Consider the following 25,777-nt stretch of genomic DNA (forward strand, 5'->3'; position numbering starts at 1 on the left):
GGCTGTCTAATGAGACACCCCGCTTCACTTTTGTTCTAAAAATTTTTTCCTACTAGGTTACTCGATCTCAGAAGTACCGTATCTTATCCAAGTAACTTAAAAGTCCAACTCCTATTAAAGAGTCATAGAAATTTCAGTCCAAAAGAGTCTTAAATTTAAGATCATTATTTACGAATAAGCTGTGGGATTGGATTCACCGGCTTTCGACCGATTGAGTAATAGTGGATGTTCATTTTTTGCATTTCAGTTAATTCAAAACAATTACGTCCATCAATTACTAACGGTAGCTTCATTAGCTCCTCATATAATTGGAGATCGGTTTCTACGATTTCTCTCCATTCAGTCAAAATTAATGTAGCCTCTTTATCATGAATAGCTTCCTTCACATTAACTGAATAATTTATGGAATCTCCGAATACTTTTCTTAATTCAGGTAAGGCATATGGATCATACACTGTTATTTTAGTACCTTCTCTGATGAACTGATTAATTAAATCGATAGAAGGTGCATGTCGAATATCATTTGTATTTGGTTTAAAGCTAACTCCTAGAATTGCAATTTCTTTATTTTTTAAATTTCCAAAAAGAGATTTTGTTAATTCAAAAAGTTTTATTTTTTGTTGATTATTAATTATAATAACAGATTTTAATAGTTTTAAGTCTACACCTACTAGCTCAGCTTCTTTTACTAAAGCAGTCGTATCCTTTGGGAAACAAGATCCGCCATATCCAATTCCAGCTTTTAAAAACTTTGAACCGATTCGGTGGTCTAGCCCGATACCATGAGCAACATGATCAACATTAGCATCTAATTTTTCACAAATCGTGGCAATTTCATTAATAAAACTTATTTTAGTAGCTAAAAAAGCATTAGATGCATACTTAATCATTTCCGCACTTCTTGCATCTGTTGTATAAATAGCTGTATTAAATGGTTTATATAAATCCTTTATCAATTCCGTTGCACTTTGACTTTCGGAACCAATGACAATTCGATCACCATTAAATAGATCGTATAGTGCAGAACCTTCCCTTAAAAATTCAGGATTTGATACGATATCAATCGTTACATGTCGAGGGGCATTTTCCAGCATTATTCTCTTAACTGCCTCATTCGTTCCAACCGGAACAGTGCTTTTAATAACAACTATTAGATTTTTTTTAGCATTAATTGCGATTTCTTTCGCAACACCTTTTAAATAGTGCAAATTCGCTGTACCATCTGGAAGTTCTGGTGTACCGACAGCAATGAAAATGATTTCTGCATGGCTATAAGCTTCTTTATAATTTGTTGTAAACTCAATTTTATTAAGGAAAATATTTTCTACTAATGATTCTTTCAAACCCGGTTCAAAAATAGGGCAAATTCCTTTTTGCAGTAATCCAATTTTTTCAACATCAATATCAACACACGTTACATTGTAACCAACTGAAGCAAATGAAACTCCTGTAGTAAGACCAACATATCCCGTACCAGCAACAACTATATGCGTCATGGTTCATCCCCATCCTATACAATTAATCAGTAAAGATAAAAAACTTTAACACTGCTTAAAGTGAAAATTTTACTTTTAATTGCAAATTCAGATTTGATTTCTAGAGGTCTACTGCTTTTTAAAGAGATCAAATTTAGTATTTCTACTTATCTTGAAGTTCAATCATCATTTACACCAGTTAACTTAACTACTTAATCATCATCCTTTTTCCGATTTTTTTAGATCAAGTCCCAAGTTAAACTAGAGGAGAGTTTTACATAATTTTTAAGATGTTAGAGTTTTAAGTATTAAATCATATGTACTGCTTACCTAGATAATCCACGGTTTACAATTACTTAATTTAAACTTTAAATGGAGATTTTAAACTTTGATACTTTCCTTTTCTCTATTCCAACTTTGACTACCTTCTAGTTCATCTTAACTTTACAAAACCTAAACACTTTTCTTACAAAGATAACTGCTCCTAATAAATTTCAAACAAAAAAATCCCAAGCTCTATGCTTGAGATTTCAGTGTGTAGTCAAGCTACAAAGCTTGAGATTTTTATTTTAAATAGCGACTTGGAATCTTATCAATGTTTTCTAACATAATTCCAGTACCTACTGCAACACATTGCATTGGATCTTCAGCGATAAAAACAGGTACTTTTAACTCTTCAGCAAGTAAAATATCTATTCCATGAAGTAATGCTCCGCCACCAGTAAGAATAACTCCACGATCAATAATATCAGCTGATAATTCAGGTGGTGTACGCTCTAATACTGTTTTTGCAGCTTGTACGATTAAGTAAACTGGTTCACTTAATGCTCTTTGAATTTCATCAGATTGTACAGTAATTGTACGAGGTAATCCAGTTACCATATCACGTCCACGGATATCGATTGATTCATTTCTTGCGCCAGGGAAAACAGTACCTACTTCAATTTTAATTTGCTCTGCAGTACGCTCTCCAATTAGCAGTTTGTATTCACGCTTGATATAGTTTAGAATCTCCATATCAAACTTGTCCCCTGCCATTTTAATTGAAGAGGCGGTGACGATATCTCCCATCGATAAAACTGCGACATCGGTTGTCCCACCGCCAATATCAATTACCATGTTACCACTTGGTTGGAATATATCCATTCCAGCACCGATTGCAGCAACCTTTGGCTCTTCTTCAAGATAAACTTGTTTACCGCCACTCTTTTCAGCAGCTTCACGAATTGCTTTTTGTTCAACAGATGTGATGTTTGTTGGACAACAAATCAAAATACGCGGCTTTGACATGAATCCCTTTACATCTAATTTATTTATAAAATGACGTAGCATTGCCTCAGTAATATCAAAGTCAGCAATTACACCATCTTTAAGTGGACGAATTGCTACGATATTACCAGGTGTACGACCTACCATGCGGCTTGCTTCTTCCCCTACTGCTAATACCTTACCGCTACTACGCTCTATTGCAACTACAGAAGGTTCGTTTAATACGATTCCCTTACCTTTAACATGTATTAAGACATTGGCTGTACCAAGATCTATTCCGATATCCTTAGAAAACATTCCTTTTGGCTCCTCCTTATTCACTATACTCATGAGCAGTTCCCCGAATACGTTCCATACCAAAATATAATTTTACCATAAAGAACTACTTTTAGTAATTAATATTTGTGAACAGGAGGTTAAATATTTCTAATTTTGTTTTCAAGGCTCAGAAACCCTATTTAGTTACTTTCTCAACGTCTTCTTTTTGATACTTTTGCTTTGTAGCCTCTCCACCGCGTAAGTGACGAATTGATTTGTGATAATCCAAAATTTCTTTTACTTCATTTGCCAAATCTGGATTGATTTCCGGTAGGCGTTCTGTTAAATCTTTGTGTACTGTACTTTTTGACACTCCAAACTCTTTGGCTATTACGCGAACTGTTTTCTTCGTCTCCACGATATATTTCCCAATCTTGATCGTTCTCTCTTTGATGTAATCGTGCACACTACTCTCCTCCTCTAAATGGATGTGAGAAGCGTGAAATGAGACTCGTTTTGACTGACTAAGCTGCTCTTTTTCCTGCTCTGACTGACCTGCTGAGGTACATTTATTTTGACTAGGTAGAAAATCCACGATTCCTCACCTCAAACACCTCTTTGATGGGTTTATAACATTGTATTAGCAAAGGTGTCTAACTATGCACAATTATCAGAAAAAAACAAGTGCCCAACACATATGGGGTATGATTCCCACGTGTTAGGCACTTTGTGAATTGCTTAATTATTATTGTTGAATTTTATTTCCAGTTGAATCAGTATTAGAAGAACCTTCTTCATTGTCATCAGATACATTACCAGAAGTATTCATTGTATTCGATTCTTTTGTTTCGCTTTTTGTATTTTCAGAACTAATAATTGATGAAACATCTTGTCCTTGGTATTTCTCTGGATTAATTGCTACACCATCTTTACGTAATTCATAATGAACATGAATGCCATTTTCTTTGCCAATTAAAGCTGTTCCAGCTGTTCCAAGAACTTGTCCTTGTGAAACTTTTGTTCCTGGCTCAACACTTACAGATTTTAAGCTTTGGTAATATGAAACTAATCCGTTACCACTTTCTACTACAACTACATAACCTAGCTCAGCATCTTTTTGAGCTTTTGTAACAGTACCACTAAGAGCCGCAGTTACATCAAATTCTTTTCCGCTTTTATCAACTAAATCCATACCAGTGTTGATCGTGAAAGTATTATTATCCATTTGGATTAATGATGCTTGTTGCTCATCTTTTGAAGCAGAGTCATCATAATAATGACTTTTAACTTGAACTGTTGCATCCTTTGAAACTGGGTAAGTTAATTTTTCTTCTGGCTGTGAAGCTGGAATTGCCTCTGGCTCTCTCGTATCAACTGTAGTTCCAGTTTTTGTTGGAGTTGGAGCATTACTATATTGATACCATAACGCACCTGTCAAAATAACTGCCGCACTCACTAAATAAATTGCTGGTACTACCCAACGCTTTCTTAACATTTTAATAACCTTTTGAGAAGTTTTTTTGTTTTGTTCCTCTCTCATCCTTATCACCTCTGCAATCATTGTCAACAGATTTCTGGAATTATATACGCAATTTAGAAAATTTTAGTTCGACAAAATTCTTATTTTTCCACACAATTTCAAACTAATTCACATTAATCCACAAAATACTAGTAAAATATTAACAAATGAAAGCGATTTATCCACAATTCCACAAGGTTTATACACAATATTTGTGGATAAGTTAATAAGTCTCATTATGAAGTTCACAAAATATTTTTCTTGCATTTTTCTTTATTACAAAATATAATCACACTACAAGCTTGTACGATGTATTAAAAACTTAAACTTAAAAAATTATTTCAGTCATTATATATTTTTTGCGATGATGAAGAAGAGTAGATTATATGAAAGTTTCAGAGAGCTGACGGTTGGTGCAAGTCAGTACGGACATATTTTTGAATGGGCTTCTGAGCACCCAAACCGAACCATTTATTTATGCAGTAGGCTTTGGCGGACGTCTCACCGATAAAAGAGACGGGTATTCAAACTCATGTTTCGATACTGCTTTTTATCACAAGGTAGTTCAATTCATTTGTTTCGATACTGCAAAGTGAGTCTAAACGTTTTTAGACTAATTAAGGTGGCACCACGGGAGTCCTCGTCCTTTTTATAAGGCGGGGACTCTTTTTTTGTACCCAAAAATAAGGAGAGAAAAATAAAATGATATTTACTAAGAAAACCTTCATATCAATTACTTTATTATTCACATTGGCACTAGCAGGTTGTGGACAACAATCAAATCAAACAGCTTCGAAGTCAAATGATCACACGTTACATTTAATGGATACTTCAGATATTGTAAGTCTTGATAGTTCACTAGCTTTAGATGGACCATCATTAAACGCACTTAATAGCGTAATGGAAGGTCTTTACATGCCAAATGAAAAAGGAGAATACGTTCCCGCTGCTGCTTTGTCACATAAAGTTAGTACGGATGGTAAAGTTTATACATTTACCTTAAGGGATGCTAAATATTCAAATGGAGATCCAGTAACAGCAAAAGATTTTGTTTTTGCAATGAAACGAGCAGTTGATCCAAATACTAAAGCTCAGTTTGCATACGATTTATATGATATTGAAAATGCAAAAGAAATTAACCAAGGAAAGTTATCTGTGGATAAACTCGGGGTAACTGCACTAGACGATAAAACATTACAAATTAAACTTGCACGCCCTATCCCATATTTCCTTCAACTGACAAGTTTACCGATGTTCTTCCCGTTAAATGAAAAATTCGTTAAGGAGCAAGGTAGCAAATATGGTTTAGAAGCAAATACAACTTTATATAATGGTCCTTACGTTGTTAGTAAATGGGATCATGAGGCTGGATTCACTATGACAAAAAATCCGCAATACTATGATAAAAAGAATGTCCATGTAAATAAAATTGACGTTAAAATCATGAAAGAAACAACAACTGCAGTTAATCTTTATGAAACAGGTGAACTTGACCAAGCGATTATTGATTCTAATGTTATCGATCGTTATAAAGGGAATAAAGAATTAAACAAACTAGCTATGCCAATTGTCTCTTACATCAGCTTTAATCAAAAAAATCCATTTTTAGCAAATGTAAAAGTACGTAAGGCAATCGCAAATGGCTATAATAAAGAGGACATTAGTTCAACGATATTAAACGATGGTTCTATTCCTACTGATCGAATTATTCCTAAAGGTTTAGTAAAAAACTCGAAAGGGGTCGACTTTGTTGGCTCAACGTCTCATCCTTCTACAGTAAATTTAGAGGAGGCTAAATCTTTATTTAAAGAAGCTTTATCTGAAAGTGGTAAGTCAAAAGCTACAATTTCATTACTAGTAAGTGATAACAATACATCGCGTAAAATCGGTGAATATTTAAAATCACAATTAGAAACAAATTTAAAAGGTCTAACAGTTAATATTGTCGTACAGCCTGCACAACAAAAATTCGAATTGCGTCAGCAAGGAAACTATGATCTCTCTCTAGATACATGGGGCGCAGATTATCCAGATCCAACAACTTATTTAGAGCTATTTACATCTAAATCAGCTTTAAATGTATTAAATTATAAAAATGCTAAATATGACGAATTTGTTCAAAAAGCAAATACAATCAGCTTACAAAACGAAACAGAACGTACTCAGCTCCTTCATAATGCTGAAGACCTTTTACTAGATGATGCTGCGATTGCTCCAGTTTACCAAGCTGGCTATGTATACTTGCAAAAATCAAATGTAAAAAACATAAAGGTACGTCCATTTGTTGGATATTTTTATTATAAATATGCTCAAAAGCAGTAAGGGCTAAGTAAATAAGTGGAATTGTATTCTTATGTATACTAAGGAACTGAAATTGAACCGAATAACACTGGTAATTCTGCAATTAAACTTCTTAATATCCCAAAATAAATACTTTTTTTAATCAAAAAACACTCTAAATGAACGAATCTTAGTTCGATTTAGAGTGTTTTTAAATTTAATTTCTTCTTTTTATATAAAACCGATAAACAAAAAACAGACCTTAATGAGGTCTGTCCAGAGTTTAAACAAAGTATAAAAAACTTGAGTTTCAGACTGACTGCAAGCGCTTGTCAACAGTCTGAACTCTCAAAGCTTCTCTAATAGGTCATAATCCTTCTTACTAAGCTTCTTTATGTTGATTCCCTTATAATAATACTTAACAATCTCATCGTATGTTTTCCCTTGCTTAGCAAGCTCATTTGCTCCGTATTGACTCATACCTACTCCATGGCCAAAGCCTTTTGTTGTAATGATGATTTCATTACCTGAACGCTCCCATGAAAAATCCGTTGAACGTAAGTTTAGTTTTTCTCTAATTTCTTTACCAGAGAGAGTTTTTTTACCAAACGCTACTTGTTCTACACGTTTACCTTGTGTTCTCAAAGTGACTTTCCCTATGTCTGACTTATTAATTTTTACATTAAGTTTTTTTTCGAAATCACTTATTGTAAATGATTTTTTTGATATATAGTTTGGAGCAACGGAATCCCAAGGACTCGGTACACTTTTCAAATATGGTACACTATTTTTCCAATATTCTTCGGAGTTTTCTGTGAATCCATTGCTTGTAGAGAAGAATGAAGCAGTTATAGGTTGTCCATTGTAAGTTAATATTTGTCCTTCCGTGGCTTTTACAGCTTTTTCAATTTTAGCTATATTTTTATCGTATTCAGCGCCATATCTTTTCTTCAGATCATCGCGATCCTGAAAGACTTGAAAATTAACTGAATCATCAACAATTCCACCTTCATCCAGTGGTTTACCTTCTTTCAATCGTTTGATGATAAATGTTCTTGCACTTAAACTTTGTGCTTTTAGTGCTTCTGTTTCAAATTTTGCTGGCATTTCTGATGCTACTACTCCTAATACGTATTCCTCGATTGGTAGTTTTTCTACTTTTTGTGTTTTTGTTCTAAAGACTTCAATACTTAGATTGTCATTTTTGTTCGCTGCTGCGACTTGGTTTGCTTTTTTCTGTAGCTGATCAACCAATCTACCATCTGTATGGCTATGAAATGGTAGAACAAGCAATGTAGGGATAATAATAACGACTGAGCAAGTAGTTAATCCTGCAGTGATTAATGTTTTAAATGACTTCATATTTTCCTCCTATCCATTTCAAAACAACTTTAAATGACAATTTTCAACTAATTGCCCTTTCTAAAGATAATTTATGTATATGGACAAGCATTTAGAACAAATAATAGATTCATCTCAAATTAGATTCTTTTAACAAATTGTATTATTTTTTTATTATTTTTAGAATATTTTATAAGGTTTCTGTCTATAACTGATAGTAGAAAGTTGCATGAAAATGCAAAAATGCCCGACTCTATGTGGGGTAACACAAAGTGCCAGGCATTTGAATTAGTTTTTAGTTTACGCTTGTAAATCTTTAAGTGTTTCTTCCTCTACAGCTGTGCTTGGTTCGTTTACACGTTCAATGTCCGCTCCAAGTGCAGCAAGCTTTTCATGGAAATTTACATAACCACGATCTAAATGTTTTAATTCAGTAACACGAGTATATCCATCAACAACTAGACCAGCAAGGATAAGTGATGCAGCAGCACGTAAATCCGTAGCAGCTACTTCTGCTCCTTGAAGATCATTTGGTCCATGAATAATAGTTGATCGACCTTCAATTTTAATATTTGCATTCATGCGACGGAATTCTTCCACGTGCATAAAACGATTTTCGAATACTGTTTCAGTAATCATGCCTGTTCCATTAGCTTTTAATAGAAGTGCCATCATTTGTGATTGCATATCTGTTGGGAAGCCTGGGTGAGGCATTGTTTTGATGTCTACAGGTTTTAAATTGTCTGTACCAATTACACGAAGACCTTCTTCCTCTTCGATAATTGTTACGCCCATTTCACGCATTTTTGCTACTACTGAGCTTAAATGCTCTGGAACTGCATTTTCAATTAATACGTTTCCATTCGTAATTGCTGCTGCTACCATAAATGTTCCAGCTTCAATACGGTCTGGAATTATGTGATGAGTTGTACCAAATAATGTTGGTACACCTTCAATTCGAATAGTGCCTGTTCCAGCACCACGAACTTTACCGCCCATTGCATTAATGAAGTTTGCTAAGTCAACAATTTCAGGTTCTTTTGCAGCATTTTCAAGAATTGTTGTTCCTTCAGCAAGTGCTGCTGCAGACATAATATTTTCTGTTGCACCTACACTTGGGAAATCTAAATAGATTTTTGCCCCTTTTAAACGACCGTTTGATTTTGCTTCTACAAAACCATTACCAACCGTAATTTGAGCTCCCATTGCTTCAAACCCTTTTAAGTGCTGTTCAATTGGTCTAGATCCAATCGCACATCCACCTGGTAACGCTACACGTGCATGACCATTTCTTGCTAAAAGAGGTCCCATTACAAGAATAGATGCTCGCATTTTACGAACATATTCAAATGGTGCTTCAACATGTAAATCCTTTGAAGCATCAACTGTTACTGTATTATTTTTAAACCCAACCTCTGTATTTAAATTACGAAGAACTTCGTTAATCGTGTAAACGTCAGATAGAGTTGGTACGTCATGAATTATATTTTTTCCTTCACTAGCTAGTAGCGCTGCAGCAAGAACTGGTAAGACAGCATTTTTTGCACCCTCTACACGAACTGTGCCTTGAAGCTGTTTCCCGCCACGGACAATGATTTTATCCAAACTTTTCCCCTCCGTGTCCTAAAATAGATCTATCAATATTCTACTGTTATAATCGGTGTGCCAATAATAATTGTCGTTGATTTATCAACATTGTTTTCACGTATTGCAATTTGTAAATTAATTTTTTTGCCATTTGCAACCAGAGCGTCATTCCACTGTTCAGTATATGCTGAAACAGAGACGAATGCCCCTTCTTTTATTTCTTCAATTTTTGTTGCTTTAAAAGTCCCCAAAAAATCATTTTTTATACCCTGCAAAACACCTTCAAGTTTACCACCCATTGTCCCCTTAATACAAGTAAAAAAAGTAGGTTCTTTACTAAAAATATTTTCCAATGAGTTCTTTATAAGCTTATTCGTTTCTTTTTCAGCCTGTTGGTCCCATTTAGTCCCACTAAGTTCATAAATTACATAGCTGCTATTATTGCCAGTAGATGTAACAACGATTCTTTCTGTGACCAAATTATGGTTAAACGTACCAATTATTTTATTACCATTGTCAGCTTTCGTCCACTTAAAATTTTTAAAATCCTCTTTATATTTACTGATTATTTTGGACACCGAAGTATTCATTTTAGCTTCTCTTGCGTATAAATTCCAACTTGTAACCGAAATGTCTTTTTTATTTAATACGTCTGCAAAACGATTCAATTGGCCTACACCTGTGTCAGCCATACCGATTTTACCCCAATTAAAAAATAGTGCAGAAGCAAAAGTAATCGTAACTAATAATATGTACATAGTCTTTTTCATAAATAATCCCCTCTCTTACTTCCATTTTTCACAGGTAGAGAGGGGTTTATACGGTACATCGTAACATACTTTTTGACAAATTATTTCAATAAATATGTAATGTTTTTTGTATATTGAAGATAGTCTAGGAAAAAACTACTTACAGTAGAAGAAATTGTAATCGTCAATAGCACCATAAAAAGTCGAATTTGGGCGACATGGCCTTTTTTCATAATACTCTCCCACTTAATTGCTGTTAAAGCCCACCAAGTTAAAATAATGAAAAATAAATGGACAATTATTGCTAATAACGCTTCTGTCCCAACTAAAGCTTCCATTTTCCACGTCCTCTTTCCGCATTTTTATAGAAAAAATTTTCAGATTGCCTAGTTGCATTTTTAGCCCATGTGTTCTTAGTACACGAAATTTCAAACAGTCTGAAAACCTAATTTTATACTTTTTCTACAAATTAAAAAGTGTAGGAATCAACCTACACTTTTAATTTAAATATATTTTACGCCATAAAGAAGTCTTTCACAATGTCTAGCTTATGAAATACATCTAATGCTAAAGATGGTTTAATACCCAATACAATTGTTAAAATAGCACAAACCAATACAACGAATAGATGTGTCTTAGGAAGTACAACTTTACGCTCTTCACCACTTCTAAAGAAAATAGTTTGAAGGATCCCGAAATAGTAAAAATAGGATACTACTGTAGTTAAAAGTAGAATACCACCTAGAACATAATATCCTTTAATTTGGACGAAAGCCCCCAAGAATATATTTAACTTTCCTATAAACCCTGCAGTTAATGGAATACCCGCTAGCGATAAAACAAATATTGTCATTGTAATCGCTAAAAATGGATTTGTTTTAATTAGCCCTGCAAATGATGATAATGAGTCAGTTCCCCTTTGGTGTTGTACATTGTAGACAATTGTTAAAATACCGATTGTCATGAATGTATAAGCTAATAAGTAGAACCAGATTCCCTCAAACATGAATGGTGAAATACTTACAAATGCAACTAGAACATAACCACCGTGTGCAATACCTGAGTATGCAAGAATACGCTTTAGACTGTTTTGTTTTAAAGCAATTGTATTACCAATAATCATCGATAACGCGGCCAATGTGGCTACAACTGGTTGCATTACTTCAAATACAGATTTTTGTTCCTTCATCAATAATGCACCCGTAAAAATTGCTAAGAAGATGCGAAGTACGATAATAAAGCCACCTGTTTTTGAAACTGTTGCTAAAAATGCTGTTACAGGTGTTGGAGCACCTTCATATACATCTGGCGCCCACATATGGAACGGAACAGACGCAAGTTTAAATGATAATCCAACAAATACTAGCACAAATGCTAGGATCATTAGAAATTCATTACTGCTTGGAATTCCTTGTTGAAGTGCCAAATTCATTTCAGTAATGTTTGTTGTACCTGTTAAGCCATAAGTATAGCTTAGTCCGAATAATGTTATTGCAGTTGAAATACCACCGTTAATTACATACTTAAGTGCAGCTTCAGAAGAGCCTTCTCTTCTCTTTTGAATGCCAACTAGAATATAAGATGAAATCGAGAGTAACTCTAATCCAACAAATAATGTGATTAAATCACTACTTGAAGCCATATACATTGCTCCAATTAACGCTGTAATAAACAATGTGTAGTATTCTGAGCGCTCTGCAATTGATTTATCTCCAAGAGCAAGTAATAAAACTAAGATTGCCCCGATTAATAAAATAGTTTTAAAGAGAAGCCCAAATGAATCAAGTTTAAACGATCCCGCTAATAGACTTATTGGTTTATGTGAATAAAGTGTGAATAACCATACTAGTGATCCAACAACACTTAGTAAACCAACCCAACCGACTATTTTACGACTCGCATTCTTAGGTAGTAAGAGTTCAAGAGTTAATAGAAGAAGCGCAGCAGCTACTAGAATAATCTCAGGACCCATTGTTCCCCATTGAAATTCAGATAATGCTTTCCAAGTCATCTTCTATACACCTCTAATCCCTTGAATGATAAAATCCACTGATGAAACAATCATATCATTTACGAAAGCTGGGTATACACCAAGCAGTACAATCGCAAATACTAAAATAACTGAAGCGATTGCTTCGCGTTTTGACAAATCAGTGAATGATGAAATAAATTCACTAGTTTTACCGAAGCTTAATTGTAAAATTGCTCTTAAAATATAAGCTGCAGTTAAGATGATTCCTAATGTACCTACAGTTGCAATTGTTTTATGAGATTGGAAAAGGCCTACAAATGATAACCATTCTCCTACGAACCCTGATAGACCTGGTAAACCTAACGATGCCATACCACCAAAAAGCAATAAGCCGGCAAGTCTTGGAGCTGATTTTGAAAGACCAGAAATACGGTCAAAACTAGTAGTATCACCTCGGTTTTCTAGCATGCCAACTATTAAAAATAGAAGTGCTGCAATTAAACCGTGAGATACTGATTGTAAAATTGCTCCTTGGATCCCAGCGCTATTCATTGCTGCTAATCCAATAATAACAATCCCCATGTGTGAGAAACTTGAATATGCCAATACAGAGCGTAATTCCTTTTGAATTAAAGCAATATAAGCTCCGTAAAGTAAATTAATTACACCAATAATCGCAAGAGCTACCGACATTTTTTCAAATTGCTCTGGGAAAATACCTAAAGCAAAACGAATTAAACCGTAAGTTCCAATTTTTAATAGGATACCAGCGTGAATGATTACTACAGCAGGATTTGCTTGAGTATGAACATTCACCATCCATCGATGGAACGGGAATAATGGTAGTTTGATTGCAAATGCAATTAATAAACAAATTAATAGAACCATTTTTAAATGCTCTGAAATTGGACTAACTGTTTGTTGTCCTGCTGGAATGATGTTTGCTAAAACTTCATAATTTGTTGTGCCTGTGCGAGCAAATAGGACAGCAATAACAAATAATAAAAATGCAGACCCTAATCCGTTATAAATTAAGAATTGGTATCCAGCACGTTCACTATCAAATCGACCCCATTTACCAATTAAGAAGAACATTGGCACTAGCGTTAATTCAAAGAATAAGAAGAATAACACTAAGTTCTGAGCTGCGAATACACCAAACATACCTACTTGTAAAATAAATAGTAGTTGATAGAAGCCTTTTGAACCTTTATTAATAGAGTAACCCGCTATTACAGCGATTAATGAGATAATACCAGTAAGTAAAATCATCACTAATGATAGACCGTCTACTCCAAGCTCAAACTTAACTTGAAACAATCTAGTTGATCCAGCGAAAAATTTTCCAAATGAAAACCAATCATATGAAATATTCCAATCTTTTAAACTAGAATGGTTTTGACCTGCTATATAAGCTAGTATAGTAACTGCAAATGATAAAACCGAAGTCAATAATGCCCAAAGCTTATAAGAATTCTTTGGAGCAAAAGAAACTAGTAATAATCCCAATAAAGGTGAGAAAACAACCCATAATAAGAAATGAGACATCATAAGTTGTACCCCCCTGTCACAACGATTGCTAATAAGATTAGTGCAAGACCAAGTAATGTGATAAATCCATAAGTTTGGACTTGACCACTTTGAAGCCTTGAACCAATTCCACCGACACTACTTACAATTCCTTTTACTAGTAATGCAAGTCCTTCAATTACAAAACGCTCAATAGCAAACATTACATGTCCGATTGCAAACATACCTTTTACGATTGAACCGTTATACAATTCGTCAATATAATATTTATTAAGAAGAATTTCATAAAATAATCCATTTTCTTCTTGTTTCGATTGCTTCACATTTCTTCCATACATATTGTAAGCAAGCGTAATACCAGCTAAAGAAACAAGCGTTGCTACGATCATAATCCAAACCGGCTCATGACTATGCTCAGTAATTGTAAATGGAGCTCCATCTAATAAAAACTCATTTAAGTGACGACCAAAGAATGGTGTATTAATATAACCTGCAAATATTGCAAGGATCCCTAGCAGTGACATTGGAAGGACCATTGACATTGGTGACTCGTGCGCACCCTTTGTCTTCTCTTCTCCAGTGAAAACTAAGAAAAATAATCGGAACATATAGAAAGAAGTAAAAAATGCCGCAGTTAAAGCTACTACGAATAAAACGTAATTGCCATTTTCCCAAGTTGCAGCTAAAATTTCATCCTTACTAAAGAAACCAGATAGTAATGGTACACCTGTAATAGCTAATGTACCGATTAAGAATAGTGTAGATGTCCATTTCATTTTCTGACGTAATCCACCCATTTTAAAGATGTCTTGAGTGTGTACGGCATGAATAACACTACCTGCAGCTAAGAATAACAATGCTTTAAAAAACGCATGAGTTGTTAAATGGAAAATACTTGCCGTATAACCACCTACACCTAATGCAAGCATCATATAGCCCAATTGACTGACTGTTGAGTATGCTAATACTCGCTTAATATCTCTTTGCACAAGACCAATACTCGCTGCAAAAATCGCTGTAAATCCTCCGACAATCGCAACTACCGTTAAAGCAGTTCCACTAGCAATAAAGATTGGATAAGTCGTTGCTACTAAGTAAACACCGGCTGCTACCATTGTTGCTGCGTGAATTAATGCAGAAACAGGTGTTGGACCTTCCATCGCATCAGGAAGCCATGTATGAAGTGGGAACTGACCTGATTTACCCATTGCTCCTACGAAAATCAAGATCGCAATAAGTGTTAACATACCAGTACTCACTTGTCCACCTTGGATTACACTGAAAATTTGATCGAAATCAAAGCTCTTTGTTTTCCAAAATAAAAGTACCATACCGATAAATAAACCAACGTCCCCTATTCTAGTCATAATGAACGCTTTTTTAGCCGCTGCTTTTGCTTCCTCTTTATAAAAGTAGAAACCAACAAGTAAGAACGAACCTAAGCCTACTAACTCCCAGAATACATAAAGTTGTAGAATGCTAGGTGAAATAACAAGTGCTAACATCGCAAATGTAAATAAGCCCAGATATGCGAAAAACACTGTAATTCGATCATCCTCTTCCATATATGCTGTTGAATAAATATGTACTAATGTACTAACAAACGTAACGATTACTAGCATTAACGAATTTAGTGCATTTACAACATATCCAACGTGAATATCGATATTTCCAATTGTTAACCAAGTGTATAGTTTCTGCACTGTATCCCCTTGTAGACGGTCAAATAAGACGAACAAGGAGATGATGAATGAGATTCCTGTTAAAGTTGCTCCTAAAATCCCACTACCTTTCTTTCCTTTTGTACCAGCTAATATTAGGATTAGAAAGGAAATTAGCGGAAGTACCGGAACAAGCCAAGCATACTGCATCATCAAATTCCACCTCCTATTTATCTTTTCAATGAATCAGCTTCATCGATATTGACTGTCTGACGATGACGATACCAAGCAATTAAAATTGCCACGCCCACTGCAGCCTCAGCAGCTGCAACTGAAATCGTAAATAATGAAAAAATTTGTCCTGTTAAAGACGGTGCTACACCCAGCTTACTAAATGCCACTAAATTAATATTTGCGGCATTTAACATTAACTCAATACAAATTAACACGATTACTGTGTTTCGTTTTGTTAATGCACCATATAATCCGATACAAAATAAAATTAGCGCTAAGAGAAGATAAGCATTAATTGGAACTGAACTCATTCCTTCGTACCCTCCTCTTTTGAATCATCTGATTTTGCTAAAATAATCGCACCTACTAAAGCAATTAGTAATAATACAGACATTACTTCAAATGGCACGATATGATTTGTAAATAATTGTAATCCAATATTTTTCGTATTATTTGTTGCTAAATCAACATCTGATGCGTCGATTGAAAGTCCGTTTACTCCTAAAAACATAACGACTCCAAATGCAACAATACCGATTAATGCAGCTATATTTCTCCAATTTCTTTTTGGTTTTTCACTTTCAATATCATGTTTCGTTAACATGATTCCAAAAATCATTAAGATTGTTACTGCACCTGAATAAATAAGAATTTGAACAACAGCTACGAATTCAGCTGATAGAAGGACATAAATCCCTGCAATACTGATGAATGTTAATACAAGCGAAAGCATCATATGCATAACTTTCGTTGAGTTTAACATCATTACGCCACCTAAAATGGCTGATAAAGAAAGAAGAAAGAAAGCAACTACAAAACCACTCATGCTTTATTCTCCTTTCGAATGTTTTGATCGTTTTCATCAAGCCATTGAAGGTCTTTAAACAATTCATCACGTGAATATTCGGCAAGTTCAAAGTTATTTGTCATAATAATCGCTTCTGTTGGACAAACTTCCGTACATAAATCACATAGAATACAAATTTCGAAATTTATATCGTATGTGTCGATAATTTTTCCTTTTTTCGTAGGATCAGGATGTTTTTTTCCAGTTAATGTAATACAGTCTGTTGGACAGATTGCTGAACATTGATTACAAACAATACATTTTTCTGGATAAAATTTCTGAATTCCACGAAAACGATCTGGTAACGGAATCGGCTGATTTGGATAATCATACGTCACTTTTTCGCGCGTTAAATTTTGAAGAGTATATTTTAAACCTTTTACTAACCCAATCATGACTCACACCCCTTTAGATTGGTCTATTTGTTTAGAAGAACAAGCTTTTTACTAATGCAGTTATTAAAATATTAGCTAATGAAACTGGTAATAATACCTTCCAACCGAACTCCATTAATTGGTCAGCACGTAAACGTGGGAACGTTACACGGAACCAAATTAATAAATATAAAATTACACTAAATTTTAAAGAGAACCAAACAGCCCCAGGAATGAAGTCTAGACCCGCAATTGGTTTCCATCCTCCTAAAAATAGAATCGTAATTAACGAACACATTGCAAAAAAGTAAACATACTCTGAAAGCATAAAAAATGCCCAACGGAATCCTGAAAACTCTGTATGATAACCTGCTACAAGTTCTGACTCAGCCTCTGGTAAGTCAAAAGGTGTACGGTTTAATTCAGCTACAGCTGCAATTAAGAAAACGATAAAAGCAATCGGCTGAGTTACAATGAACCACACATTCTCCTGTGCATTAACAATATCATTTAAATTTAAGCTTCCAGTTAATAAAATAACACCTAATACGCTCATTACTAACGGAATTTCATATGAAATCATCTGTGCTGCTGCACGCATACCACCAATAAGTGAATATTTGTTATTTGAGGCCCACCCCGCTGTAACAACACCAACTGTTGTTAATCCTGAAACAGCAATATAGTAAAGTAATCCAACACCTATATCAGCAAACTGTAAGTTCTCTGTGAAAGGTAGAGTTGCTAATACCATAAACGCTGGTGCAAATGCGATGATTGGTGCAAGTATAAATAATGGTTTATCTGCCGCTTTCGGAATTGTATCTTCTTTTAAAAGTAGCTTTAATACGTCAGCAACAGTTTGAAGTAAACCATAACGTCCACCAACTTGGTTAGGTCCAATACGCCCTTGCATGAAACCCATTACTTTACGTTCTGATAGGATTCCAAATGTTACAAAACCTAAAACTACAAATAGAAAAATAACGCCTAAGCCTAAATAGATGAGAAAATTTATCCAAGACGGTGTACTTTGTAGAAGATTTTCTATCATTATCCGTCTACCTCCCCAAGTACAATATCGATACCACCTAAAATAGTAATTAAGTTTGCGATGTTTTCACCTTTTAATAGCTTTGGAAGAATTTGCAGGTTATAAAAAGATGGTCGTCTAAACTTCAAACGATACGGCTCTTTTTTTCCATCACTTGCAATATAGCAACCGATTTCTCCACGAGGTGACTCGATTCTAACGTATCCTTCACCTTTAGGAGCCTTGATGATTTTAGGAACTTTTGCTAAAATATCACCTTCAGCAGGGAATTGTTCAACAGCTTGTTCTAAAATCTTCAATGACTCTTCAATTTCTAGCATTCTGCACATATATCGATCCCATGCATCGCCAACTGTTCCCACTGGGACATCGAAATCAAAACGATCGTAAATAGAATATGGAGCATCTTTTCGTAGATCATATTTAACACCAGTACAACGAAGATTTGCACCACTTAATGAAAAATTAATTGCATCTTCTTGTGAATATGCACCAATACCTTTTACACGATTAATAAAGATTTCATTACCAGAAACTAAATCGTGATATCCTTTTAATTGCTCTCTCATATAAGGAATAAATTCTTTTACTTTTTCAATCCAACCTTCAGGAGCATCCCACTTAACCCCACCAACGCGCATGTAGTTAAAAGTCAATCTCGCTCCACACAGTTCGTTTAATAGATTGATAATCATTTCACGCTCACGGAAAGCATAAAGGAATGGACTCACTGCCCCAATATCTAGAAGGTTTGTACCCCACCAAACTAAGTGACTAGCAACACGCCCTAATTCCATTGAAATAACGCGTAAATACTCTGCGCGATCTGGAACTTTAATATCCATCATTGTTTCAACAGCATGGCAGATAACATAGTTATTTGTCATTGCTGATAGATAATCCATACGGTCCGTATATGGAATAATCTGTGTATATTGAAGATTTTCAGCGATTTTCTCTGTACCACGGTGTAGATAACCGATGACAGGTGTCGCCTCTTTAATGATCTCTCCATCAATCTTTAACACAAGACGAAATACACCGTGTGTACTTGGATGCTGAGGTCCGACATTTAATAGCATTTCTTCCGTACGAATCATGGCTTATCCTACACCCCCTCATCAAATTGAACGTAATCTTTTCTTAGTGGATAGCCAACCCAATTATCTGGCAGTAAGATACGCTCCAATTTTGGATGACCTTCAAACTGAATACCAAGTAAGTCGTAAGTCTCACGCTCTGGCCAGTTTGCACCTTCCCATATTGGAGTAATACTATCAACAATAGGTTGTTCACGGTCTGCTTTTACTTTTAAAGCGATTCCATGTTTACGTTTATATGAATATATGTAAGAGTAGACTTCCATGTACTCAACAAAATCAGTTCCATGTAATCCAGATAAATAAGTAAATTGTAGCTGTTCATTATTCTTTAAGAACTGTGCTACTTTAAAATAAGCATCCCTTTTAATTGTAAAAGTTGGATCATCTTTAGAAAGCGTATTAATAATTGCTTCCTCAATAACATCCGTTCCAAACTCTTTTTCAATTAATGCCTTTACTTCATCTAACAATGGTTGATTATGAGAAGGTTTCACTTCTTCAACTGGAGCCTCTTTACCACCGTCTGTTTTGCCTTTCGCTTTTGCCGCTGCTGCTGCTTTTGCCTTCGCAACTGCAATTGCCTTCGCTTTTGCTTTTGCCGCTTCATCGTCTGAACCAGCACTTGCTGTGTCTTCTCCACCCGTTGCTTTTTGTTTTGCCAATGCGGCTGCCTTTGCTTTTGCTGCCGCTACTGCTTTTGCCTTTGCTGCTGCAATTGCTTTCGCTTTTTCATCATCTGCACCATCTGCTGGAGCTTCTCCACCTTCTGCTGCTTTTTGCTTTGCTAATGCCGCTGCCTTTGCTTTTGCTGCCGCTACTGCTTTTGCCTTCGCTGCTGCTAAAGCCTTTGCCTTATCATCATCAGAAGTCGCCTCTGACTCTTCTGCTTGAGTCTGTTCACTTGCTTCTGCTGCTTTTTGTTTCGCGATTGCAGCCGCCTTTGCCTTCGCCGCTGCTACTGCTTTTGCTTTCGCTAGTGCAAGTGCTTTCGCTTTTTCATCTTCTGAAGCTGGTTCCTCTTGTTTAACTTCATTTTCAACAGTAGGCTCCTCGACTACAGGAACTTCTTCTTTTTGAACTTCAGTATTTTTTGCAGCTTCCTTTTCTGCCTTCAACTGTTCCATTTTACGTCGAGCTGCTTCTTTAGCCCTCTCAGCTGCTTCTTTCTTTAACTGTTCTTTTGACTTATCTTCACTCACTTATTCGTCACCTGCTTTCCAGTTTTAGCTTCGTAACGAATCTTCTCTTTCAATTTGTTAATACCATAAATTAATGCTGCTGGATTCGGAGGGCATCCAGGGATATACACATCCACAGGAACAATCTGGTCCACTCCTTTAACAACTGCATACGAGTTAACATATGGTCCACCAGCAGTCGCACATGAGCCCATCGCAATTACCCATTTTGGTTCAGGCATTTGATCGTAAAGGCGTTTAACGATTGGCGCCATCTTTTTCGTAACTGTTCCAGAAACAATCATACAGTCAGATTGACGAGGAGAAGTACGGAAAAATGATCCAAATCGGTCTAAGTCATAATGAGATGATCCTACACCCATCATTTCGATTGCACAACAAGCTAACCCGAATGTTAATGGCCATAACGAGTTACTTCTTGCCCATGCCTTCACTTCTTCCAAAGTCGTGAAAAAAATATTCTTTTGGAGTTCTTCCATTTCAGCAACAGAAATTCCATCTAACTTCATAACCATTTCAACACCTTCTTCTTCCAAGCATAAATAAGTCCAAGTAGTAACATAAGAATAAAAATAATCATCTCTACAAATGCAAAAAGCCCTAATTGATCATATGCAACCGCCCACGGATATAAGAAAACAGTTTCAACATCAAAGATAACGAATAATAGAGCAAAAATGTAATATCCAGCGTGGAAACGAACCTTCGCATCATGAAATGGTTCAATACCACTTTCATAGGTCGTTGCTTTTGCTTCAGTTGGTACATTCGGTCTTAAAATTTTACCTATTACCGAGAGTGCGACAACTGGAAGCGCAATTCCTATAACGAGAAACACAACTACGATCACATAATTATTTAAATAAGCATTCACGAAACTTGTCCCTCCTCTAACTACAGAGCTCTACATTATATACTTATTATAAATATAATGTATTTTTCATTAATTTTTACTATTCAGTTTTGTAATCGTATCCATTATAACAAAAGTGACAAAAACGTGTCGATATTTATTGCCATTAATCTGAAAATTGAATGATATAGCTGGAAAATAAATTCCAATATCTATAAATTATCTTAAATGTATGTCGTTCTAATAAATTTCTAATATTCCAATTGTCATTACCAGTTACTAAAATTGTATATCAGTATAAGAGTTATCCACAAATCCACAGAAAGTTATTCACAATTCCCACAAATTAAAAAATAGTGATAACTGTCGAAAAAAAAACCAGTTCAAAATCATGAACTGGCCTTTTTTTAAGATGCAATCGTTTCTGAAGACTGCTTATTTTGATTTTTAGATTTAGGTTGTGCAAACTTTCTACTTTTTGTACTTCCCATAAAGAATGAAAGTACTAATGCAATACCAGACAATGCAGTTGCAAAAATAAATGCATCATTGATTCCATTAATAGATGCTAATTTAGACGCCTGGCTATAAAGTGTTGTAACTGCTAAAGCTCCACCTTGAGAAGGGGTTACTCCAGCTGCACTAGCTAACTGTGCGCCTGTTTGATGTACCCAATCCATAATGAACGAATTCGTTGACGTTACTTCATTTGAGAAGTCTGCCATGTGATTAGTCGTTTGAGTCGTCATAATTGTAACAAGGACTGCTGTACCTACCGAACCTGCAACTTGTCGTAGTGTATTTTGAGTTGCAGTACCATGCGAAATCATCTTAAGAGGTAACTTATTTAAACCAGCAGTCATAATTGGCATCATAATAAATGACATACCGAATGAACGTAAAGTATAGAAAAACATAATTTTTAAATACGGTGTATCAATAGACAATTTAGTGAACTCATAAGTTGTAAACGTCATAATAAGTAAACCAAAAATGGCTAAAGGACGGATACCATATTTATCGAATAGCTTACCTGTAAGCGGTCCAAGAGCACCCATTATTAATGAGCCAGGAAGTAATAATAATCCTGCTTTAATTGGTGTAAACCCACGAATGTTTTGTAAATAAAGAGGTAGTAAAATCATCCCTCCGTATAAAGCAGTCGTAACGATTAAGTTAATTAATAAAGTGTAAGTAAACGAAAAAGATTTAAATACTTTTAAATTTATTAATGGTTGTTTAGCAGTTAATTCTCTCCACACAAATAAACCTAAACTGATACAAGCAATTACTAAAGAAAGAACTACTTCAGTGCTACCCCAACCTTTATTACCAGCTTCACTGAATCCATATAATAAACTTCCGAATCCAAGTGACGAGCTTATTACTCCCCATATATCCAAAGTTGGGAATGAACGTTTACGTGAAATATGAAACCAAGCATTAGACAAAATGATTGAAATGACACCTAACACAGCCATTCCATAAAATAAGAAATGCCATGAATAATCTTGTACTACATACCCAGTTATTGTTGGACCAATAGCTGGTGCCAGAATCATTGCAATTCCCATTAATCCCATTGCTGCCCCACGCTTTTCAGGCGGAAAGATCGTCATAAAGATATTCATACCAAGCGGCATTAAAATACCAGCCCCGACAGCTTGAACTACGCGACCTACCATCATAACTGGGAAGTTTCCTGATAAAGCACAAATAATTGAACCGATTGTAAAGGCAATCATCGAAAAGATAAATAATTTTCGATAAGTAAATGTATCAACTAAATAAGCACTGACTGGAATTAAAATACCGTTTACTAACATAAAGCCAGTAGATAACCATTGTGCAGTCGAAGTCGTTACATTAAAGTCTGCCATTAACTTCGGTAAAGCAACATTTATTAATGTCTGATTTAAAATAGACACGAACATCCCTAGTAATAGTACTGTCAAAACTTTTCCCATGCTAAAGCTCTGTTTTTCACTTGACTCTGATGGAATTGATTTCTTTTGAATTTCTTCAGTTTTTTCTATTTTATTTGGTTCTTCCGATTGGACCATTTCTTCTCTTTTATCTATTTTTAAGTCATTTTCTTTATTTCTTAATACGATTCGATTAATAACAAAGAAAACAATTAAGCAAAACCCTCCATATGCAATGATCATTCCTGTTGACATTGAAATTCCTCCTTACTTATGGATACGAACAGAAGCATTCATTCCTGGAACAATTTCAAATGACTTATTATGATCTAAAGCAATTCTTACAGGTACAACCTGCTCAACTTTCGTATAGTTTGCATTAGAGTTTCCAGAAGGTAATAAACTAAATGTATTTGCAGTTGTTAATCCAACAAATTCCACAGTACCTGTTAAAGTTGTATCTGGATATGCATCAACATACACATCAACCACTTGACCTTTTTTCACATCTTCTACTTCAGTTTCTTTAATATTTGCAGTAACCCAAAGATTATCTAAGTTATATGCATAACCAAGAGTTGAACCTGTTCCAACCAATTGATCTTTAATTGCATTTGCTTGAACAATCGTAGCATTTGTTGGCACTGAAACTGATACTTCATGTACTGTATCTCCAGCTGTTTGAGGCGCAGTTAAAACTTTCCCGATTGATTCATTTGGTGAAAATGTTTTACCGAATGTACCAGACCATGACTCAAGCTTACCAGCAGCAGGAGATGAAATAACAATTTGTTGCCCATCTATTTTTGCATTATCCGTTTTTATATAATTTGTTGATTGATCATAATAGTAATAACCAGCAAATCCACCAGCAACTAATATGATTAAAGTAATAATATTAACAAACACCATTTTCTTCATGTTCCCCATAAATAAAATTCCTCCTAAATTTTTAATCGTTTCTCTATATAGGTAACAAAAGTAAAGCAACACGTTGTCGTTTTACTTCTCATAGTTTTTAATTATAATTGATTTATAAACGTACTCAACCGTTAATAATTTAAAATTTGTTGTTTAAGCAACACTACTACTACAAACTGTTTAATTTCTTAAAGTAATTTAATAAAGGAGTTTAAAAATGAGCATAAAAAATAATCTTGACCCCCGTGTCATTCGAACTAGACAACTTTTACAAGATGCATTAATTACGCTATTAGCAGATAAAGAATTCGAAGCAATCAGTGTACAAGACATAACTAAAAAAGCAAATGTCAACAGAGCAACCTTTTACAGTCACTACGAAGACAAATACCAAATGGTCCGCCAAATCGTTAGAGAAAAACTAGTTGATTTGGACAGCGCCATGAAGAATGTAGATTTTAGTATGTATGACGGAAACCCAAACTCACTCGATGAAATGGCTTTAAAATCATACTTCCATCTATTTGAACATATCGAAAAAAACAGTTACTTCTACAAAGTCCTCCTAAAACGACAAGGACCAAATATTTTTAGAAGAAGACTTTACGAAGTATTATCAACAACATTCGAAAAAGGCATTGCATTCATACAACCAAAAAAGAATAAATACCTTGTCCCAGGTGACCTACTAGTAAGTTATATATCAGGCGCAACTCTCAGCGTAATTTCATTTTGGGTTGAAAATGACATGCCATACACAAAAAAACACATGGCAGAATACCTTTTAAAAATCTCAAGAAATGGTGTTTTAACAACAGCGGGATTGGAATCAAACTAAAAAGAGGATTGCTGTGACAGCTCGTCGTTGTTCCTATTGATGGTAGGTTTAGTTTGCGTAGGAGTCTTGAAGCCGAGAATATTGAAGATATATGTAGGAATTTGCGGAGTACAATTTTATTTGCGTTAATCATAATTTATTTGCGTACTTGTACGGGGGTTTGTGGATACTCATACTTTAACTTGCACCTACTTTCTATTCATCACTCATTTAAACTTATCTACACGCTCAACCTATTTACTTTTGCAGCACCCCGACTATAATTGCACCCTTATCACTCTACTAACACCCCAAATAACCCAACAAAAAAAGAGCCCCAAAAGGGCTCTTTTTTTAATTACTTATATTGTGCTACGTTTAAACGGTTCATTGCTTTGTGTAAAGCAAGTTCTGCACGTTTGATATCTGTGTCAGGTCGTCTATCTTGTAGACGTTTTTCTGCACGTTTTTTTGCTTCTACTGCACGCTCAACGTCGATTTCAGTTGATGCTTCAGCAGATTGAGCCAATATTGTAACGGCTTCAGGTCGAATTTCAATGAATCCGCCACTAACTGCAACGTAATCAGTTCCAGCTGGTGATTTAATTTTAACAGGTGCTGTTGCTAACGGTGCCACAGTTGAAATGTGTCCAGGTAAAATACCTAGCTCACCGCTAGTTGCTTTCGTGCTAACGAATTCTGTTTCGCCTTCATAAGCCGGTCCATTAGGAGTGACGATACTGACTTTCATTGTCTTCATAGTGAACTCCTCCTGTCTAGCTTCGTGAGCTAATCAAGTTCATTCATAT

24 protein-coding genes and 1 other annotated feature are annotated in these 25,777 nt (G+C 35.1%); of the genes, 2 read left to right on the top strand and 22 right to left on the bottom strand.

Translation table 11 applies throughout. From position 1 onward, the window contains the following. Positions 1-164: 164 nt before the first annotated feature. From COJ46_RS07880 to spoIIQ, 4 genes are all read right to left on the bottom strand, one after another. A complete protein-coding gene (locus COJ46_RS07880; RefSeq protein WP_097974928.1) occupies positions 165-1,496 on the bottom strand; it encodes a UDP-glucose dehydrogenase family protein in 1,332 nt (443 codons plus the stop codon). Positions 1,497-2,039: 543 nt separating this feature from the next. Then, positions 2,040-3,041, bottom strand: a complete 1,002-nt coding sequence (mreB, locus tag COJ46_RS07885) for a rod shape-determining protein (protein WP_025569003.1) — start codon at positions 3,039-3,041, stop codon at positions 2,040-2,042. 157 nt (positions 3,042-3,198) lie between these two features. After that, positions 3,199-3,468 (bottom strand): sporulation transcriptional regulator SpoIIID, encoded by a 270-nt coding sequence (spoIIID, locus tag COJ46_RS07890; protein WP_025569002.1) that lies wholly within the window; start codon positions 3,466-3,468, stop codon positions 3,199-3,201. A 279-nt stretch (positions 3,469-3,747) separates the two neighbouring features. After that, positions 3,748-4,542: a stage II sporulation protein SpoIIQ gene (gene spoIIQ / locus COJ46_RS07895; RefSeq protein WP_176522483.1), complete on the bottom strand. Its 795-nt coding sequence runs from the start codon at positions 4,540-4,542 to the stop codon at positions 3,748-3,750. Between the two features lie 334 nt (positions 4,543-4,876). Further along, positions 4,877-5,172: a binding site (T-box leader), on the top strand. A 51-nt stretch (positions 5,173-5,223) separates the two neighbouring features. Here spoIIQ and COJ46_RS07905 point away from each other — a divergent pair. Next, complete coding sequence (locus tag COJ46_RS07905) at positions 5,224-6,843, top strand: peptide ABC transporter substrate-binding protein (protein WP_097974925.1); 1,620 nt, start codon at positions 5,224-5,226, stop codon at positions 6,841-6,843. Positions 6,844-7,149: 306 nt separating this feature from the next. Here COJ46_RS07905 and spoIID read toward each other — a convergent pair whose 3' ends face one another. From spoIID to COJ46_RS07990, 17 genes are all read right to left on the bottom strand, one after another. Continuing rightward, on the bottom strand, positions 7,150-8,163 hold the full coding sequence (gene spoIID / locus COJ46_RS07910; RefSeq protein ID WP_097974923.1) for a stage II sporulation protein D: 1,014 nt from the start codon (positions 8,161-8,163) through the stop codon (positions 7,150-7,152). A 279-nt stretch (positions 8,164-8,442) separates the two neighbouring features. Then, complete coding sequence (gene murA / locus COJ46_RS07915; RefSeq protein ID WP_025568969.1) at positions 8,443-9,747, bottom strand: UDP-N-acetylglucosamine 1-carboxyvinyltransferase; 1,305 nt, start codon at positions 9,745-9,747, stop codon at positions 8,443-8,445. A gap of 32 nt (positions 9,748-9,779) precedes the next feature. Further along, positions 9,780-10,499: a YwmB family TATA-box binding protein gene (locus tag COJ46_RS07920; RefSeq protein WP_097974922.1), complete on the bottom strand. Its 720-nt coding sequence runs from the start codon at positions 10,497-10,499 to the stop codon at positions 9,780-9,782. A gap of 80 nt (positions 10,500-10,579) precedes the next feature. Then, positions 10,580-10,816, bottom strand: a complete 237-nt coding sequence (locus tag COJ46_RS07925; RefSeq protein ID WP_097974920.1) for a DUF1146 family protein — start codon at positions 10,814-10,816, stop codon at positions 10,580-10,582. Positions 10,817-10,992: 176 nt separating this feature from the next. After that, complete coding sequence (gene nuoN / locus COJ46_RS07930; protein WP_097974918.1) at positions 10,993-12,489, bottom strand: NADH-quinone oxidoreductase subunit NuoN; 1,497 nt, start codon at positions 12,487-12,489, stop codon at positions 10,993-10,995. Between the two features lie 3 nt (positions 12,490-12,492). Beyond that, entirely contained in the window at positions 12,493-14,001 is a 1,509-nt protein-coding gene (locus COJ46_RS07935) for a complex I subunit 4 family protein (RefSeq protein ID WP_097974916.1), read from the bottom strand. Beyond that, entirely contained in the window at positions 13,998-15,854 is a 1,857-nt protein-coding gene (gene nuoL, locus COJ46_RS07940; RefSeq protein ID WP_097974914.1) for an NADH-quinone oxidoreductase subunit L, read from the bottom strand. Before nuoL ends, COJ46_RS07935 begins: the two co-directional genes overlap by 4 nt. 17 nt (positions 15,855-15,871) lie before the next feature. Beyond that, on the bottom strand, positions 15,872-16,186 hold the full coding sequence (nuoK, locus tag COJ46_RS07945) for an NADH-quinone oxidoreductase subunit NuoK (protein WP_025568976.1): 315 nt from the start codon (positions 16,184-16,186) through the stop codon (positions 15,872-15,874). Continuing rightward, positions 16,183-16,701 carry an NADH-quinone oxidoreductase subunit J gene (locus COJ46_RS07950; protein ID WP_025568977.1) on the bottom strand — a complete coding sequence of 173 codons (519 nt, stop codon included), beginning with the start codon at positions 16,699-16,701 and terminating at the stop codon, positions 16,183-16,185. Before COJ46_RS07950 ends, nuoK begins: the two co-directional genes overlap by 4 nt. After that, the gene (gene nuoI, locus COJ46_RS07955) at positions 16,698-17,117 is read right to left on the bottom strand and encodes an NADH-quinone oxidoreductase subunit NuoI (protein WP_025568978.1); all 420 of its coding nucleotides are present in this window, start codon (positions 17,115-17,117) and stop codon (positions 16,698-16,700) included. Before nuoI ends, COJ46_RS07950 begins: the two co-directional genes overlap by 4 nt. Positions 17,118-17,148: 31 nt before the next feature. After that, positions 17,149-18,150: an NADH-quinone oxidoreductase subunit NuoH gene (nuoH, locus tag COJ46_RS07960; RefSeq protein ID WP_097974912.1), complete on the bottom strand. Its 1,002-nt coding sequence runs from the start codon at positions 18,148-18,150 to the stop codon at positions 17,149-17,151. Next, entirely contained in the window at positions 18,150-19,250 is a 1,101-nt protein-coding gene (locus COJ46_RS07965; RefSeq protein WP_025568980.1) for an NADH-quinone oxidoreductase subunit D, read from the bottom strand. Before COJ46_RS07965 ends, nuoH begins: the two co-directional genes overlap by 1 nt. Before the next feature lie 8 nt (positions 19,251-19,258). Continuing rightward, positions 19,259-20,452, bottom strand: a complete 1,194-nt coding sequence (locus COJ46_RS07970) for an NADH-quinone oxidoreductase subunit C (RefSeq protein WP_097974911.1) — start codon at positions 20,450-20,452, stop codon at positions 19,259-19,261. Next, positions 20,449-20,967, bottom strand: a complete 519-nt coding sequence (locus COJ46_RS07975; RefSeq protein WP_056469321.1) for a NuoB/complex I 20 kDa subunit family protein — start codon at positions 20,965-20,967, stop codon at positions 20,449-20,451. The genes COJ46_RS07970 and COJ46_RS07975 overlap by 4 nt, the downstream gene beginning before the upstream one ends. After that, complete coding sequence (locus tag COJ46_RS07980; protein ID WP_056469320.1) at positions 20,958-21,326, bottom strand: NADH-quinone oxidoreductase subunit A; 369 nt, start codon at positions 21,324-21,326, stop codon at positions 20,958-20,960. The genes COJ46_RS07975 and COJ46_RS07980 overlap by 10 nt, the downstream gene beginning before the upstream one ends. 386 nt (positions 21,327-21,712) lie before the next feature. Beyond that, on the bottom strand, positions 21,713-23,485 hold the full coding sequence (locus COJ46_RS07985) for a DHA2 family efflux MFS transporter permease subunit (RefSeq protein ID WP_097974909.1): 1,773 nt from the start codon (positions 23,483-23,485) through the stop codon (positions 21,713-21,715). Between the two features lie 12 nt (positions 23,486-23,497). Next, positions 23,498-24,142 carry an HlyD family secretion protein gene (locus tag COJ46_RS07990; protein ID WP_420488147.1) on the bottom strand — a complete coding sequence of 215 codons (645 nt, stop codon included), beginning with the start codon at positions 24,140-24,142 and terminating at the stop codon, positions 23,498-23,500. A gap of 226 nt (positions 24,143-24,368) precedes the next feature. On the opposite strand from COJ46_RS07990, the gene COJ46_RS07995 reads away from it, so the two are divergent. Beyond that, the gene (locus COJ46_RS07995; RefSeq protein WP_097974905.1) at positions 24,369-24,989 is read left to right on the top strand and encodes a TetR/AcrR family transcriptional regulator; all 621 of its coding nucleotides are present in this window, start codon (positions 24,369-24,371) and stop codon (positions 24,987-24,989) included. Positions 24,990-25,326: 337 nt separating this feature from the next. On the opposite strand, the gene COJ46_RS08000 is transcribed toward COJ46_RS07995, so the two are convergent. After that, positions 25,327-25,728 (bottom strand): F0F1 ATP synthase subunit epsilon, encoded by a 402-nt coding sequence (locus COJ46_RS08000; protein WP_097974904.1) that lies wholly within the window; start codon positions 25,726-25,728, stop codon positions 25,327-25,329. Positions 25,729-25,777: the final 49 nt, after the last annotated feature.

This window comes from Bacillus sp. AFS077874, assembly GCF_002566505.1.
Taxonomy (GTDB): Bacteria; Bacillota; Bacilli; order Bacillales; family Bacillaceae_G; genus Gottfriedia.

Coding starts and splice junctions, on each gene's coding strand:
- COJ46_RS07880 (WP_097974928.1), bottom strand. CDS start 1,496: ATGACGCATATAGTTGTTGCTGGTACGGGATATGTTGGTCTTACTACA.
- mreB (WP_025569003.1), bottom strand. CDS start 3,041: ATGTTTTCTAAGGATATCGGAATAGATCTTGGTACAGCCAATGTCTTA.
- spoIIQ (WP_176522483.1), bottom strand. CDS start 4,542: ATGAGAGAGGAACAAAACAAAAAAACTTCTCAAAAGGTTATTAAAATG.
- COJ46_RS07905 (WP_097974925.1), top strand. CDS start 5,224: ATGATATTTACTAAGAAAACCTTCATATCAATTACTTTATTATTCACA.
- spoIID (WP_097974923.1), bottom strand. CDS start 8,163: ATGAAGTCATTTAAAACATTAATCACTGCAGGATTAACTACTTGCTCA.
- COJ46_RS07920 (WP_097974922.1), bottom strand. CDS start 10,499: ATGAAAAAGACTATGTACATATTATTAGTTACGATTACTTTTGCTTCT.
- COJ46_RS07925 (WP_097974920.1), bottom strand. CDS start 10,816: ATGGAAGCTTTAGTTGGGACAGAAGCGTTATTAGCAATAATTGTCCAT.
- nuoN (WP_097974918.1), bottom strand. CDS start 12,489: ATGACTTGGAAAGCATTATCTGAATTTCAATGGGGAACAATGGGTCCT.
- COJ46_RS07935 (WP_097974916.1), bottom strand. CDS start 14,001: ATGATGTCTCATTTCTTATTATGGGTTGTTTTCTCACCTTTATTGGGA.
- nuoL (WP_097974914.1), bottom strand. CDS start 15,854: ATGATGCAGTATGCTTGGCTTGTTCCGGTACTTCCGCTAATTTCCTTT.
- nuoK (WP_025568976.1), bottom strand. CDS start 16,186: ATGAGTTCAGTTCCAATTAATGCTTATCTTCTCTTAGCGCTAATTTTA.
- COJ46_RS07950 (WP_025568977.1), bottom strand. CDS start 16,701: ATGAGTGGTTTTGTAGTTGCTTTCTTTCTTCTTTCTTTATCAGCCATT.
- nuoI (WP_025568978.1), bottom strand. CDS start 17,117: ATGATTGGGTTAGTAAAAGGTTTAAAATATACTCTTCAAAATTTAACG.
- nuoH (WP_097974912.1), bottom strand. CDS start 18,150: ATGATAGAAAATCTTCTACAAAGTACACCGTCTTGGATAAATTTTCTC.
- COJ46_RS07965 (WP_025568980.1), bottom strand. CDS start 19,250: ATGATTCGTACGGAAGAAATGCTATTAAATGTCGGACCTCAGCATCCA.
- COJ46_RS07975 (WP_056469321.1), bottom strand. CDS start 20,967: ATGGTTATGAAGTTAGATGGAATTTCTGTTGCTGAAATGGAAGAACTC.
- COJ46_RS07985 (WP_097974909.1), bottom strand. CDS start 23,485: ATGTCAACAGGAATGATCATTGCATATGGAGGGTTTTGCTTAATTGTT.
- COJ46_RS07990 (WP_420488147.1), bottom strand. CDS start 24,142: ATGGTGTTTGTTAATATTATTACTTTAATCATATTAGTTGCTGGTGGA.
- COJ46_RS07995 (WP_097974905.1), top strand. CDS start 24,369: ATGAGCATAAAAAATAATCTTGACCCCCGTGTCATTCGAACTAGACAA.
- COJ46_RS08000 (WP_097974904.1), bottom strand. CDS start 25,728: ATGAAGACAATGAAAGTCAGTATCGTCACTCCTAATGGACCGGCTTAT.